The organism is Paenibacillus xylaniclasticus, assembly GCF_004001065.1.
Classification (GTDB): Bacteria; Bacillota; Bacilli; order Paenibacillales; family Paenibacillaceae; genus Paenibacillus_T; species Paenibacillus_T xylaniclasticus.
Genome location: NZ_BIML01000004.1, coordinates 303,906 through 318,690, shown reverse-complemented (window position 1 = coordinate 318,690; position 14,785 = coordinate 303,906). Strand labels below are relative to the sequence as shown.

Annotated in this window: 16 protein-coding genes; 3 read left to right on the top strand and 13 right to left on the bottom strand. The window is 49.3% G+C overall.

Annotation, left to right across the window (positions count from 1 at the left end; all coding sequences use genetic code 11):
* Nucleotides 1-137: 137 nt before the first annotated feature.
* The 9 genes from PXY01_RS06935 to PXY01_RS06900 form a co-directional block, all read right to left on the bottom strand.
* Entirely contained in the window at nt 138-1,457 is a 1,320-nt protein-coding gene (locus tag PXY01_RS06935) for an N-acetylmuramoyl-L-alanine amidase (RefSeq protein ID WP_127568640.1), read from the bottom strand.
* Between the two features lie 75 nt (nt 1,458-1,532).
* Entirely contained in the window at nt 1,533-2,540 is a 1,008-nt protein-coding gene (locus PXY01_RS06930) for a serine hydrolase domain-containing protein (RefSeq protein WP_127568638.1), read from the bottom strand.
* Nucleotides 2,541-2,572: 32 nt separating this feature from the next.
* On the bottom strand, nt 2,573-3,151 hold the full coding sequence (locus PXY01_RS06925) for a TetR/AcrR family transcriptional regulator (protein ID WP_127568636.1): 579 nt from the start codon (nt 3,149-3,151) through the stop codon (nt 2,573-2,575).
* Nucleotides 3,152-3,162: 11 nt separating this feature from the next.
* On the bottom strand, nt 3,163-3,879 hold the full coding sequence (locus PXY01_RS06920; protein ID WP_127568634.1) for an MBL fold metallo-hydrolase: 717 nt from the start codon (nt 3,877-3,879) through the stop codon (nt 3,163-3,165).
* A gap of 153 nt (nt 3,880-4,032) precedes the next feature.
* On the bottom strand, nt 4,033-4,374 hold the full coding sequence (locus tag PXY01_RS06915; RefSeq protein WP_127568632.1) for a DUF2512 family protein: 342 nt from the start codon (nt 4,372-4,374) through the stop codon (nt 4,033-4,035).
* A 119-nt stretch (nt 4,375-4,493) separates the two neighbouring features.
* Complete coding sequence (locus tag PXY01_RS22285) at nt 4,494-4,664, bottom strand: hypothetical protein (protein WP_164744312.1); 171 nt, start codon at nt 4,662-4,664, stop codon at nt 4,494-4,496.
* A 340-nt stretch (nt 4,665-5,004) separates the two neighbouring features.
* On the bottom strand, nt 5,005-5,724 hold the full coding sequence (locus PXY01_RS06910) for an HAD family hydrolase (RefSeq protein ID WP_164744322.1): 720 nt from the start codon (nt 5,722-5,724) through the stop codon (nt 5,005-5,007).
* A gap of 34 nt (nt 5,725-5,758) precedes the next feature.
* Nucleotides 5,759-6,262, bottom strand: coding sequence for a metallophosphoesterase family protein (locus tag PXY01_RS06905; protein ID WP_127568628.1), 504 nt, complete (start codon nt 6,260-6,262; stop codon nt 5,759-5,761).
* Between the two features lie 106 nt (nt 6,263-6,368).
* Nucleotides 6,369-6,647, bottom strand: coding sequence for a hypothetical protein (locus PXY01_RS06900; protein WP_127568626.1), 279 nt, complete (start codon nt 6,645-6,647; stop codon nt 6,369-6,371).
* 177 nt (nt 6,648-6,824) lie between these two features.
* Between PXY01_RS06900 and PXY01_RS06895 the strand changes: the two genes are divergently transcribed.
* Nucleotides 6,825-8,120: an arsenic transporter gene (locus PXY01_RS06895; protein ID WP_127568624.1), complete on the top strand. Its 1,296-nt coding sequence runs from the start codon at nt 6,825-6,827 to the stop codon at nt 8,118-8,120.
* A 72-nt stretch (nt 8,121-8,192) separates the two neighbouring features.
* On the opposite strand, the gene sleB is transcribed toward PXY01_RS06895, so the two are convergent.
* The gene (gene sleB / locus PXY01_RS06890; RefSeq protein WP_127568623.1) at nt 8,193-8,852 is read right to left on the bottom strand and encodes a spore cortex-lytic enzyme; all 660 of its coding nucleotides are present in this window, start codon (nt 8,850-8,852) and stop codon (nt 8,193-8,195) included.
* A 404-nt stretch (nt 8,853-9,256) separates the two neighbouring features.
* Here sleB and helD point away from each other — a divergent pair, with 404 nt between their 5' ends.
* Entirely contained in the window at nt 9,257-11,632 is a 2,376-nt protein-coding gene (gene helD / locus PXY01_RS06885) for an RNA polymerase recycling motor HelD (protein WP_127568621.1), read from the top strand.
* Nucleotides 11,633-11,725: 93 nt separating this feature from the next.
* Here the strand turns inward: helD and PXY01_RS06880 are convergent, their stop codons facing one another.
* Nucleotides 11,726-12,232: a GNAT family N-acetyltransferase gene (locus tag PXY01_RS06880; RefSeq protein WP_127568619.1), complete on the bottom strand. Its 507-nt coding sequence runs from the start codon at nt 12,230-12,232 to the stop codon at nt 11,726-11,728.
* A gap of 153 nt (nt 12,233-12,385) precedes the next feature.
* Here PXY01_RS06880 and PXY01_RS06875 point away from each other — a divergent pair, with 153 nt between their 5' ends.
* Nucleotides 12,386-13,804, top strand: a complete 1,419-nt coding sequence (locus PXY01_RS06875) for a hypothetical protein (RefSeq protein WP_127568617.1) — start codon at nt 12,386-12,388, stop codon at nt 13,802-13,804.
* On the opposite strand, the gene PXY01_RS06870 is transcribed toward PXY01_RS06875, so the two are convergent.
* Both PXY01_RS06870 and PXY01_RS06865 read right to left on the bottom strand, forming a co-directional pair.
* Nucleotides 13,801-14,406: a hypothetical protein gene (locus PXY01_RS06870; protein WP_164744321.1), complete on the bottom strand. Its 606-nt coding sequence runs from the start codon at nt 14,404-14,406 to the stop codon at nt 13,801-13,803. The genes PXY01_RS06875 and PXY01_RS06870 overlap by 4 nt on opposite strands.
* Before the next feature lie 165 nt (nt 14,407-14,571).
* On the bottom strand, nt 14,572-14,784 hold the full coding sequence (locus PXY01_RS06865; protein WP_127568613.1) for a helix-turn-helix domain-containing protein: 213 nt from the start codon (nt 14,782-14,784) through the stop codon (nt 14,572-14,574).
* Nucleotide 14,785 lies beyond the last annotated feature (1 nt).

Sequence of the window (14,785 nt, the reverse complement as noted above, 5' to 3'; positions counted from 1 at the left end):
TATCCTCTAACGACTTTAGAGACAGCTTTGCTTATTATTGCGTAAGTACGACATTACGTCATCGGTGCGATTTTTAAATCAAATAAGTAAGGCTGCACGACGCTCACTCTCACTGAGCAATGCACAGCCTTTATCCTCTACAAATTCAACAGCATCTCGTACAGCCGTTTGAGAACTGCAGCCTCAGCCCAGAGAGGCAATGGCTGCTCCAGCTGCTTCTTCCACCTCTTATCCGTCAGCAACCCCTGTTCGTACATCCATTCTACAGCGTCAATCTTCCATTGCGGTGTTCCTTCTGGATACTCAGCGGAAAGCGGTAGTTCAGGCTCCGGTTCCGGAACCAGCTTCGTTTGCAGCTTAAGCGCCTGGGCTATTCCTTCAGCAATTGCATCAGACAGCTTATCAATCACATTCGGATTATTCAAGAGCGCCGCGTCCTCTGCATTGTCCACGAACAAATTTTCAATTAGAATGGCAGGCATCCTCGTCTCGCGAATAACGGCGAAGCTTGCTTCCTTCTTCCCTCGGTCTACGACTCCAACGGGACGCAGCGCGGACATAATGGCGGCATGTACAACATCTTGTCTTTTGCCCGATTCCTTCTGCCTCGTGCCCGTGTAGACGTAGGTTTCGAACCCTTTGCCTCCTGCGGCATTATGATGCAGCGATACAAAGTAATCCGCTCCCCAGCCATTAGCAAACGACGCTCGTTCCAGCAACGGGATAAACAGATCGGACTCTCTCGTCATCCGAACTCGTACCGCGAACCTTGCTAACAGCCTCTCACGGACTTTCAATGCGATCGCGAGTGCGTGATCCTTCTCAACAATTCCGAAGCCTTTGGCCCCCGGATCACTGCCGCCGTGTCCGGCATCAAGTACAACCAATGGTCCTTCCGCCTTAATCGTTTCATTCATCGTTGCGTACAGCTTCATAATATGTTGTCCATAGCTGTCTCCAGCTTTTAATGCGGCATCTAGCGAGCTGTATTTCGTCTTATCGTAGCCGGGTACCGCCCACTTGCCGGCTAAGTCCTCCCAGTTCACAGCCGAACCGCGTTTTACGGCCGAATAACGCGGGTCAATTAATACTTCTCCAGGAGGAAGCGCTGTCGTTGCCGCGTAAACATACAGATGCTGAATCTGTGCCGTAACTCCTGCTGTAATCGATGGAAAAGAATTTCCAGGAACGCCGCCTGTCGCTCCGATGCCGGCGTAATTATGCTGGTTAGCTGAGACGTCACCGCCAAAACGGAACCAATTCGTCTCATGAATCGACTGCATGAGCGCAACGTCGCCTCGAATCCCGTATTTAGCTCCTACACTCAGAAAAGCCTCGGCAATCTCCGGCTTGAACGCAGGGTTGACAGTACGAACGAAACGAGTAAGCTCATCCTTAGTAAATTTGCTGCTTCCCATAATCGGATTTCGTGCGGAAGGATCGATAACTACAGCCATATAACCTCACCTCTTGCTTACTTACTATTAAATAGAGTATGTAAGCGAGAATGAGTAGGGAACGGCAGGTCTAGATCAACGGGGAAGAGAAGGAACAAGCACATAATGAAATAAATCCCGTGATATGATTGCTTGGTTGCGACCGGCGGGCTTCTTACGAATAACTGCAACAGCTTGCAGCTTTGGCGCGACGATCAAATATTGACCACCGTAGCCGAAGGCGAAATAAAACGGTCCGCTAGCCCCGTCGCCCTCATCGACCCACCAATGCCCACCGTAACAACCGTATATATGTGGTTCATAATGAGACAGCGCTTTATGGTACGGCTTAGTCGTTATGTCCAGCCAATCTGCCGGCACAAGCTGTTCTCCAGCCATTCGCCCCTGCTGCAAGCAAAGCAAGCCGAGCTTCGCCATGTCGCGCGAGCTTAAGTGCAGCCCCGTACCGCCGTCATTGATCCCGTTGCGTGAGCTCCAGGCCGCTCGCTTAATGCCTAATGGTCCGAATAAATGCTCTGAAGCAAAGCTCATTGCGCTCTTGCCGGCCGCGGCAGTCAATACAGCAGACAGCATATGAGAGCAGCCGCTGTTGTAGCAGAACACTTTACCTGGTTCATGAATGATCGGACGATCTGCCGCGAATGCCACCCAATCATTTGTCCGTTTCATCGCCCAATACGGCTTATCGAAATCCTGCCAATCGAAGCCCGCTGTCATTGTCAGCATATGACCGATTGTAAGCTCCCGCTTCCGACTATCAGCCGAACGGCGGAGCGGTTCGAGCCATTCCGCCGCCCGTTCCTCCATCCCGGACAGAAGTCCTTGGCCAATCGCAATGCCAATAAGCAGCGATATTACGCTCTTCGTACATGAATAAAGCGACAGCGGCCGATCCTCCCCATGCTCGTGCCATTCCCAAACGAGAGAACCGTTCGATACAAGGACTACGCTCTTCATACCAAGAGCAGGTAACTGCTGACGCATCCGGTCCAGCCGCTTATATTCCAGTCCAGCTTCCTTCGCAGACTGGCGGGGTAACATCGCATCTTCGCGCTCAGTATTATTCGACGTTTGGATTAGCATTAATTCAGAGCTACCCCCTCTTACAGGTTTGGTTACGTGTAGTTAATGCCGTTCAAATACGCTCGCATCATATATTGAAAGCTCTCATTCGTTGAATATGGCAACCCGAATCCGCCCGTATTACTAAGTGAAGTGAAGCCGTGCAGCAAGCTTCGAAACCCTCTTACAGCATGTATAACCTCCTCTTCATCTACGGACACCGGTAAATAACGACGAATCAAGCGGGACACCAGCTCCACAATTCGTTTCGACACTTCTGCCGCTTCCGGATTTTCCGCATCCGGCAATATCTGGGTCGCCTCATACAAGCCTGGATGCTGCAGCGCAAAAGCAGCATAGGCTTCTGCAACTTGCAGCAGCGCTTCGCCCTCTTCTTCATTATTACGTTGAAGCGCAGCTTCTATAGTCTGCAGCAGCTGCTGCAAGCCATGCAGCCTTAGCATTGCCATCACACCCGGCAGACCATCGACATGGTTATACAATGACGGAGGACGAACGTTAAGCTTCTGTGCAAGTGAGGCCAGCGTTACAGCTGACAGGCCTGACTCATCAGCAATCGTTGCTGCAGCCCGAACGATCATTCCATAATCCAATCCAACCCTTGGTGACATAGTGCTTCCCCCTATGCTTGAAGAGCCTGTCTCGCTTGCGCGATTGCTCTTGACATGGATTGCTGCGGATGATGAAGCATGCTTCCATGCCCTACCGCCAGCACAGCAGGCTCCAGCTGCAGCAGACGTTCAGCGCTCATAACGGCCTGCTCTTTGCTCCACGTTGCCATAGCCGGAAACGGAAATAACGGTACGACTTTACCGGATACTGCCGTTCCTCCTCGCAGCGAGAAAGCATCCCCTGCAATAAGAATACGGCTGTTAGGTTCCCAGAACGAGATCGAGCCTGGTGTGTGGCCTGGGGAAACGATGACTTCAAATGAACCGACTCGGTCTCCTTCAGACAGGAGCAGATCGGGCACCGTCTGAATCGCTCCCGGCTTTGGTACGCCGCCCCGAATCGGCTGCTGATGTTCATGCTGATCCAATGAGCGGTCACCGCGAAGCAGCCTAGCATCTCGTGCCGAAATCGATACTTTCGCTTCCGGAAGCTGCCGTTTCAACTCATCCAATGCTCCAATATGGTCGCCGTGTGCATGAGTAAGCGCAATATGTGTAATCGGCTTGCCGATGGCCGCTGCTGTATTCATAATTCCTTTGGCACTGTATGGCAATGCACAGTCAATCAGCGTCAGCTCGTTGTCCTCTTCAACTAAATAACAGTTGACCGGAAACAACGAAGGCATGAACGACAGTTGATGAACCTTACCGAACGACGTTATTTTCATTTAATTAGCCTCCCTCATATACAAAAACTAATACCATTAGTTTTATTTTAACTAATAACATTAGTTTTGGCAATAGGTTGATTGGGACGATTTCCAGATAAAAAAAGCAGACCCTGGTTATTAACCAAAGTCTGCTCGCCCTTAACAACTTCTCTATCCTTTTACGGATAATTGTTCACGCAAAATATAACGGTGGATAAACCATTCTGCAATACCAATGATCACAGTCATAACCAATATCTCTCCGCTGCTAAGATCCCAGTCCATTCGGTCGGCTACAAACCATAAGAAAGCATAAGCCAATATCGCATCTACAATAGTGGCTACCGTATTGTTCGTAAGCCGAAGGACGAGCTGATCCCCTACGAGATAGGCGATTATAGTAAGAGCAGTTGCTGTAATTGCGGCGCTGGTGAAAGAAACATCAGCATAATACATCAATAATGATACGACAATAGCTCCAATAACGATCCATTTTAAAACAAATTTTATCATCACTGTCACCTCTAATTGAAAGCAATAGCTCGGTTGTTAACGATCAAAGGAGCAGATATGATGATCTCTCCTTTGATCACTTTTCCCAAATAGCCCGATCGTCAGAAACCTTGAATCGTTTATTCTTTTTGACTTAAATACTCATTGGGCACTTCTTCACCATCAGGATTGTTATTTTTAATTTGGCTTAAACGACCATTTCGAAATTCGCCGCCATGAACTTTATTGTGCCGCTGTCCGTTGTTATCGGTACGACGGTGCTCGTTATGAATGTTGTTGAGATCGGTCACAGCTTCATCCATCCTTTCCGGGAAGTTAAATCAAAGATTGTGCAGAACAGATCGAAAATATTCAGATGTCAAGCAGCAGCCCATACCAGTAATTGCAGCTCATACCCATATCTATGATTAGGGCAGAATAATGTCAGAATAAAAGCCTAAGGACGTGAAGGCAAATGAGTGAAGAACAAATTAGAGATGCTCTTAAAGAGGTCATCGATTCTAAAATCGGTGTAAATATGGTTTCGCGAGCGGCAATCTGCAATGGTTTAGCGAGGTTATCCTAATGAAATTGTCACAATGACAGAAGCCGGCCCATCATCGATGAGCCGGCTACACAATATTTATGAGCCTATATGTGATTAACACTTAACAGCTTACGGGTAAGATCGTCAATGTCGACGCATTCATGGAGCGGCCGATGCTCGGTCTCCGGTGACCGCCCCCGGTTATTCAACCAGACGCACCGCCAGCCCGCTTCGCAGGCACCAACAATGTCATTGCGCCAATTGTCGCCGATATAGATGCAATGCTCCGGCTTCGTGCCAGTCGCGCGGTTCACTGCATCGAACAACCTTGGATCTGGCTTCGCGATACCGACCGCATCGGACACGAACGTCCACCCTTCATTGACGTAGCGTTCCACGCCAAGAGCATCGATTTTGCGCCGCTGATGAGCGACCGGACCATTCGTAATAATACCGATATCATGACCCCGTTCCCGAATTGCCTGCAGCAGCGGAATAATGCCCTCGGACGGTTGAATGGACTGCTGCTCCCGCTCATATGCCTCTTGCAGCCTGTCCGCTTGTTCATCCGACACAGTGATTCCGTATTCCGCAAAAGCAAGCGACAAACGCAGCCGCCGGGTTTGTTCCAGCGTCATTGTCCCTGCGCAGTATTCGTCCCACAGCTCGTCGCTATGGTAACGGACTCGTTTAAACAGCTGATCGAACTCCGCTCTGCTCTTATCCTGCCACATCCCTTCACGGATAATCGACATTCGAAAAGGCTCCATTTGATCATATAACGTATCATCCATATCAAAAAAATAATGCCTAATTTCGTGCATCCCGATTCTTCCCTTTCTAATTACAATTTGAGCTTCATTTGCTAGGGAGAACGACATGCTCGGCGAACAGTCTTCTTCCTTCGATCTTCAAGATGCCGAACGTGCAGCAGCCCGCTCTGCGTTTATCCGTCAGCGAACCGGGATTAAACAGCAGGATCCCTTCCTTTGTCTTCTTCAAAGGAATATGCGTATGGCCGAACACAATGACATCGACTTCATTCGATGCGAATGAACGGATAGCCCGTGTCTCCGTCTCTTCCCGCCGGCCTGGACCATGCCCATGAACGATACCAACCTTCACCTTCTCGATCTGGACGATCCTTCGGAAGCCGAGCCGCCGGACAAGCCCCGGTCCGTCATTATTACCGCATATCCCATATACCGGAGCATATTGACGAAGCGCATGAAAAACAGACGAATCCGTCCAGTCTCCCGCATGGATGATCGCGTCTGTATGTTCCAGCTCTGCAAGCAGTCTGTCTGGCAGCTGCTTCGCCATTTTGGGCATATGCGTATCCGATACAACGACGACTTTCAACCGAGCACCTCCCTTCGGAATCCATCGAACGGACTTCGTCTTCAGCTCGATCTAAGCTGCAAGTACTATGTAAGTCTAGTATGTATCTATAGCAATTAGAAGATCATTATTCCACCGCTTTCGATTCTAGCGATTGTCGCGCTGCATCGATTAGTCGATCGTACAACTCATCATCCTCTTCAAGCTGCTCCTCTACTTGATTAATCTGCTCCTCCGGACCCGAACCGTCCAAGAAGAACAGACTGTAGCCCCAATCGCGGCCTTTCTTGCTCTGCAGCGCCATTTCGTACTTGCGAACATGACCTTCGACTTCAAAATGAACGAAACCAACATAGCCGTCTTCTTCCGTATACGTCATTCCGCTTTTCAATATGCTAATTTTCATTCGTCATTAACCTCCATACTTCTGTCAGTTTCCACAATCATGTTTAATCATACCATCGACTATTGGGCTCTCGCCACCATCGATGTCGAGTAGTGATTTACGTTCTGCTCAAAATCATTATAATTAACATACAGATTCTATATTAATTGCTTCATAGAGAACGGAGATTTATACAACATGGGGATTATCGCACTGCTTCTATTTGTTCTAACCGTCAGTCTAGTCATATGGCAGCCGCGCAAGCTTAACATCGGATGGTCTGCAAGCGGGGGCGCGCTGCTTGCCGTCCTGCTTGGTATTGTCGGCTGGAACGATATCGTAGAAGTCACATCAATTGTATGGAATGCGACATTTACGTTCATCGGTATAATTATTATATCCATTGTATTAGATGAAATCGGCTTTTTCGAGTGGTCTGCGCTGCATATGGCAAAGCTCGCACACGGCAGCGGTCATCGCTTGTTTATCTATATGGTACTGCTCGGGGCCGCCGTGTCCGTCTTCTTTGCGAACGACGGCGCAGCGCTAATTCTCACGCCAATCGTGCTGGCAACGGTACGAGCTCTCAGGCTTGATGAACGGCTGGTGCTGCCCTTCGTAATGGCGAGCGGCTTTATATCCGATACCGCTTCGACACCGTTAATTATTAGCAATCTGGTCAACATCGTGGCGGCCGATTACTTCGGCGTTGGCTTCGCTGAATATGCAGGGCGAATGATCGTTCCAGGTCTAATTGCGATTGGTGCAAGCTTACTGGTACTCCTGCTGTATTACAGAAGGTCAATACCGAAACGTTACGACGACAAGCAGCTTGTTGCCCCGATGAGCGCGATCAAGGACGTTCGACTGTTCCGGCTGAGCTGGATTATTTTATCGATTCTGATGGTCGCTTATTTGTCAAGTGAGTGGCTGGCTATACCGGTATGCGTCATCGCTCTATTAGCAGCGGCGGCACTGCTTATTGCCGCAAGGCGAAGCCCTCATATAAAGACCGGCGAAATTGTTAGACAAGCCCCGTGGTCGATAGTCATTTTTTCCATTGGCATGTACATTGTCGTCTACGGTTTACGTAATGCAGGCTTCATTGACCGATTAACCGAATTACTTCAATGGTTCTCAGACCATGGGTTGTTCGCCGCCTCCGTCGGAGGAGGATTCATTGCTGCAATTCTATCCTCGGTCATGAACAATCTGCCGACTGTAATGATCGATGCGCTTGCCATTGCCGACACCGAAACGTCTGGCGCCATCGCCGAGGCGCTCGTCTATGCGAATGTAATCGGCTCCGATCTCGGGCCTAAAATGACGCCGATCGGATCACTTGCCACATTAATATGGCTTCACGTGCTGCACCGCAAAGGCGTTACGATTTCTTGGCGAGCATATATGAAGACTGGCATTATTCTTACCGTTCCCGTGTTGTTCATTACGCTGTGTGGACTTTACGCATGGCTTTACGTACTTTATATGTAATCGAAGGAATAAAACAAACAGGCGCTTGTCCGAAACCTTTGCAAGAGGGTCCGGAGAGCGCCTGTTTATTTGTTACTTGGCAAAAATATGACGGCCGATTTGTACCGTTTGCGGGCGCGACCAAATCCATTTGGATGTAGCCGTCGACGGGTTAAAGTAATAAATCGCATTACCCGTCGGGTCCCAGCCTGCAGCGGCATCGAGCGCGGCTTTATACGCCGTTGCATCTGGCTGTAAATAAAACTGTCCGTCATTGACAGCCGTGAAGGCTCCAGATTGCATAATAACACCCTTCACTGTATCCGGGAACAGGTTCGATTGCAGACGGTTCATGACGACCGCGCCTACTGCGACTTGTCCTTTATACGGCTCTCCGCGGGACTCCGCATAAATAATACGGGCGAGCAGATCCAGCTCCGCTTGATTGACGGAAACACGTTTGAGCAGCGACCACGTTTTAGACCCGGCCACACCGTCCGGCACTAAGCCGTAATCCGCTTGGAACCGTTCTACGGCATCGCGAGTCATTTTACCATAATATGTTGTTACATCGGATTTGAAATATCCGAGCACCTTCAGTCGAAATTGAAGATCAGGTACATCGACCGAGTAGCTGCCGTAGCGTAATGCAGGTGCAGCGACAGCTTCTGTAAACTGCGGCAATACTGTCGTGTAAGTGATGATACAAGCTGCTGCGATTAAAATCCATTTCTTGAAAATGCTATGGTTCATGTTGTGAGCTCCCCTTCCTAATAATTCTAATCGGTGGTCGGCCCGCTGCATGGGTTTGATTGTAACACAGCCTGTTTTCGTTTTTGAACCGTTTAACGTAAATTACATCAATTTGCTAATTTGATTGACCACTGGATATTTCGACAACATTAGAGCCGAATGAGAAAAATGAAAAAGCCGACAAGCAAGCTTGTCGGCTTAAAAATTACGTTTCATATTGCAGAGTCCAGCCACAAAATGATACAATGGAAAAAGTGCTGATATTATAGTCTCGAGCATAAATTTCCCATGTTACCTTTCTAATTAAATTATACCACGCCCTTTAATGCCAAGTCAAGTTAAATATGTACATCATTTTGCATATCAGCATGGCCCAAATTACGCTGACGGAGGTCGATTGGATAATGAGTCAATGGTCGAATGAATGGATGACAGAGCAGCGTCGTGTCGAAGAAGTGATCAAATCGCTGCGGCAGCGGATAGCCGAATACGAGCCCATTGTCGGAGAGCTGCGTTCGGAGGTCGTCGATTTCCGCACCCACTTCTGGGACGACGTCACCGTCAATCTTAGTAACGATGACGATATTCTAGAAACGTATATGAGCATGAAACAACAGGCGCAGGTGCTGTCGGAGCGCGAGCACAGCCATCGCCATTTGCTAGGGCAATTGAAGCGGATGAGACGACTTGTTCCATCACCTTATTTTGGACGTATCGATTTTCAAGATTCAGAAGCGGAAGAAGTGGAAAAGATATATATCGGCGTCGCATCCTTCTTAGCTGAAGACGACGAAACGTTTCTGATCTATGATTGGCGGACGCCGATTGCAAGCCTGTATTACGACTTTCCGCCCGGTCCTGCCTCATATACGACGCCAGTTACCGAGATTTCGGGAACAATGGAATTGAAGCGGCAATTCGCGATTCGCGACGGCGTCATTAAAACGATGTTCGATACAGGTATGACGATCGGAGACGAGCTGCTGCAAAGTGTGCTTAGTAAAGGTGCCGGCTCACAAATGCAATCCATCGTAGCAACGATCCAGCAGGAGCAGAATCGGATCATCCGCAACGACAGCAGCCGGCTGCTCGTCGTTCAAGGTGCAGCCGGCAGCGGCAAAACATCTGCAGCGCTTCAGCGGGCAGCCTACTTATTATATAAACACCGGGATCGTTTGACCGCAGAGCAAATGGTGCTGTTCTCGCCAAACCCGATGTTCAACAGTTATGTCGCAACGGTGCTTCCAGAGCTAGGCGAGGATAATATTCAACAGACGACATTTCAAGAGTATTTAGACCGACGGCTAAGCAGAGCCTTCGACGTTGAAGATCCGTTCGATCAGATGGAATATGTGCTGACTCAGCAAGATGATCCCGATTATGACGCCGTAATCGCAGGAATTGCGTTCAAAGCGTCCGCCCGCTTCCTTCATGCGATTCGCCGCTACAGGGATCGATTGCTGAAGGAGGGCATGGCTTTCCGAGGCATAAAATTCCGCGGCAGAACGCTGCTGTCCCGCAAAGCGATTGCTGCGCAATTTTATAATAGTAAGTCTGCCGCCTCCCTCTCCTACCGCGTTGATGAACTGAAGGAATGGATCGTAAAGGAGCTTCGCAAGCTCGAACGAGCAGAACGATCCGCGCAGTGGGTAAAGGATGAGCTGGATTATTTGGACCCGGAGCAATATCAGGAGGCGTACAATAAATTGCCGAAGCGGCAGCAAGGTAAAAGCCCGGCATTCGATGATGCGCAGCAAGAGGAAGCACTGCTTAGAGAAATGGTCGTAAGGGAACATTTCAAGCCTTTGTATCGGAAAGTAAAAGCGCTCAAATTCGTCGATACGACAACGCTTTATCGGCAGCTGTTCGAGAATGAATCGATGATCCCCTCGCTGCTCGACGAATCGGAAATTCCAGCACCAGAGCACTGGAAGCGAATATGCGATCGGACGATCCGATTGCTCAACGAGGGCAAGCTTGCTAACGAGGATGCGACGCCATACTTATATTTGAAAGAGCTGATCGAAGGGTTTCAAATGAATAATCAAATCCGCTATGTGCTGGTGGATGAAGCGCAGGATTATTCGGCATTTCAATTTGAATTCGTCAAAAGGCTGTTCCCGCGTGCCCGCATGACGGTGCTCGGCGATTTCAACCAAGCGATCTTCGCACAAGCCAGCGATCTGCATGAGCAAAGCAACTCACCACTTGAGCAGCTGTACGGAGCTGACGAGACCGTATGGCTTAGCTTGAACCGCAGCTACCGGTCCACACGTGAAATTGTCGAGTTTACTCGTGCGATGCTGCCAGACGGTGATCGGATCGTTCCGTTCGACCGGTCAGGCGGCAAGCCTATCGCCATCTCATGCAGCAGCACCGAAGACCGCGATAAGCAAATCCTAGCGGACATTGCAGCACTTCAAGCAGACGGCTTCAACTCCATTGCGATCATTACGAAGTCGCAGGCGGAAGCAAACGCTGCATATGAGAAGCTTCTGCCGCTCGTTCTGGAGGGAGCCTCACTTCGACTCGTAAATAAAAAGACGCCACAATTCGAGCACGGCCTGCTCATCATCCCGGCTTATTTGGCGAAGGGTGTCGAGTTCGATGCTGTACTCATTTATGACGCCTCGAATCAATGCTATAGCCGCGAATCCGAGCGCAAGCTGTTCTACACGGCCTGCACGCGTCCGATGCATCGCCTTCGCCTCTATTCTCCTGGAAGAGAATGGTCGCCGTTCATCATGAGCATCGATTCAGAGCTGTATGATAAGGCTTGAATACAATCAAACTCCCTGCACCCCTAACACCGCGCGCAGCTCTCGGCGCGCGGTGTATTATTTCATGACGACAGTCGATTCGAATCATATAAGTTAAGAAGTAAGCCGCAAGCACATATAGTCCTCATCCCAATATTGTTCACCGGATTTAATCGCCTTTATTTCCGTACCATATCTGACAAAGCCGACTGCTTCATACAATCGTATAGCCGCTATATTATCCGACATGACCACTAGATTCATTTGTTCAAGACCGATGCACTGTCTCGCTCTCGCAATCAAAAGCTCTAGTAAAGCTCGACCTATTCCCTTGCCGCGGCGATCTGAGGCAACGTACATCCCGTATACATTGCCCTTGTGCCGAAGCTTTGGGTGGTACTCTCGTACGAACGTTACGATACCTACCAACTCATGGTCTACAAAAGCTCCGAAAGTAAACCGATCCTCCGTCACCTTCAAATTTTGTTCCAGCTGCTCGATCGGCTTTTCTTTCTCGATTTCATAAGTGGTCAAGAACGCTTCAGCATTCTCCTTCAAGGATTTCAGTCTTAATTCACGATAGATTCCAGCATCCTGCGAATCTAATAAACGTATCTCCATTGACATCCCTCATCTCAGATCTTTCCATAGTTATAAGTGACAGCACATATTTAATTACAACACAAAAATATTAAAAGCGCTTACGTCCTAGACGAACGCCTGCGGTCAGCCATACATACGATACATTACCGTACAACACGGGAGGGTATCGAGATGGTAATAGAGCTTACGGCGCTTCATTGGATTTATATGGCGTTTATCATCAGCATCATCGGCTTTATGCTGATGCGAAGAGATACAACGCCTATCTGCATTGCAGGAGTCTTCATCATCGGGCTAATCGCAACCGAGACATTAAACAGCTCGATCAGCGGCATTTTTAACAGCTTCATCTATGCGATCAGGGAGCTGCTGGGCACGATTCTTATCATTTCTGTCATCGTTGCGATGAGCCGCGTACTTATCGATACGGGGATCAATGAGAGGATGATTGCACCGCTAACCCGGTTTCTTCGTTCACCTGGGCTTGCTTATTGGGGAATCGGCATCATTATGCTTGTGACGTCGTGGTTTTTCTGGCCTTCGCCGGGTGTTGCGCTGATCGGCGCTGTGCTGCTCCCAGTTGCAGTTCGTGTAGGTCTGCCTGCACTTGGAGCGGCAATGGCAATGAACCTGTTCGGACATGGAATTGCCTTATCCGGCGATTATATCATTCAAGGAGCGCCTAAACTGACAGCAGATGCAGCGGGCTTGCCTGTATCCGCTGTCATGGAGGCAAGCATTCCTCTCGTAATCATTATGGGTCTTGTCACAACAATAACGGCTTTCTGGTTCATGCGGCGCGATATGCGGCTTGGACGATGGCGGGACGGCCTTATCGCAGCGGCTGATGAAGGCTTGAACAAAAGTACGCGCTCCGACTCTAACTCAGATTCGAGCATTCGGATGTCCCCGGTCGTCCGCCAATGGTTCGCTATCCTCGTGCCAATTCTATTCGCAGCCGATGTAGCCGCAATGCTCGTACTTGATCTGCAGGGCGGTGATGCTACGGCGCTTGTCGGCGGTACCGCAATACTAATTCTGCTGCTCGTATCGATGTTCGCTCACCGGAACAAAGGGCTTGAGCAAACCACAAGCTATTTGATCGACGGCTTCTTATTTGGCTTTAGAGTGTTCGGTCCGGTTATACCGATTGCAGCCTTCTTCTATTTAGGCGACTCCGGCTTAACAGCCGTCTTCGGCGATGTGCTGCCGCATGGCTCACAGGGCATCGTCAACGATCTTGGTATTGCACTGGCCAACAAAGCGAATATGAACGAAGTAGTTGCGTCCGGGACGCTGACGGCTGTCGGGGCGATTACCGGTCTTGACGGTTCAGGGTTTTCTGGCATTTCGCTGGCAGGCTCGGTTGCTCATCTATTCGCAGCAGCGCTTGGTCACGGCGCGGCAACGCTAACCGCTCTCGGTCAAGTAGCCGCGATCTGGGTGGGAGGAGGAACGCTTGTGCCTTGGGCGCTCATCCCTGCAGCGGCCATCTGTGGCGTTAGTCCGTTCGAGCTTGCCCGCCGCAATTTGAAGCCAGTGTTAATTGGTTTAGTCGTCACAACGATCGTCGCAATATTTCTTGTTTAATCCTTTCTACGTCTACCCTTCACTAACCCTAATCCAATTCCGCCCAATATGATCATAATGACGACGATTGCACCAATCCAATACACAATCGAATCGACTCCTCCATCCTTCTGCACAGATATCGCAGCAGGCTCGCCGGGTGCTGCTGCGGCTTCAGCAATAGGCTCATATGAAGCGTGAATGGCATCCAGCTGCTGAATTTGCGTACTTGCTTCTGACAATAGCATGTTCCCGCTGCATAAGCCAGTGTGCAAATTCCCTTCCTTATCCTCATACGCAAACACGAGGTAAGAGATGTTGTCCGAGAACGTATAGCCGCAGCTTGCTTCGCTTCTAACCGTCGATACATTCGTCTCCTCCGACAGCTCGCCCTTCCATACTTTATCTACAAGGAAAACGACCTCTACTTTATCAGCAGACGATTGTATTCTCTGAACCGAGCTGCCTTTATCCAATTTCGTTACTTTACCAGCAAATACGGCGGCATGATTGTCCAGCGCCTCCTCAATGTCCGAAGCAACGGCGCACGAACAAGCATAAGCACGCTCTGGATCGATAATCGGTGCGGCAACAATAGTCATCCACAGAATGACCAATGACATGATCCCACCCTTTAACCTTCTAGCCTCACGCAATATTGAACATCCTCTCTTTCCTTTGCTAGTTTGTAAACCTGACGCAAACGGGTCCACTAAGGTTGCAGTCATGTAAAGTTATAACAGCACAACCCCCGCCACTAATGGCGGGGGTTGTCTTCGCATAACCAGTTATCCCTCATCTACCTGATACTCCAAAATATCACCAGGCTGGCAATCTAATGCTTTGCAGATCGCCTCAAGCGTCGAGAACCGAATCGCTTTTGCCTTACCATTCTTCAAAATCGAAAGGTTGGCCATCGTTATGCCGACCTTCTCTGACAACTCGGTCACGCTCATTTTTCTCTTCGCCAGCATCACATCTACGTTTATAATAATGGCCATA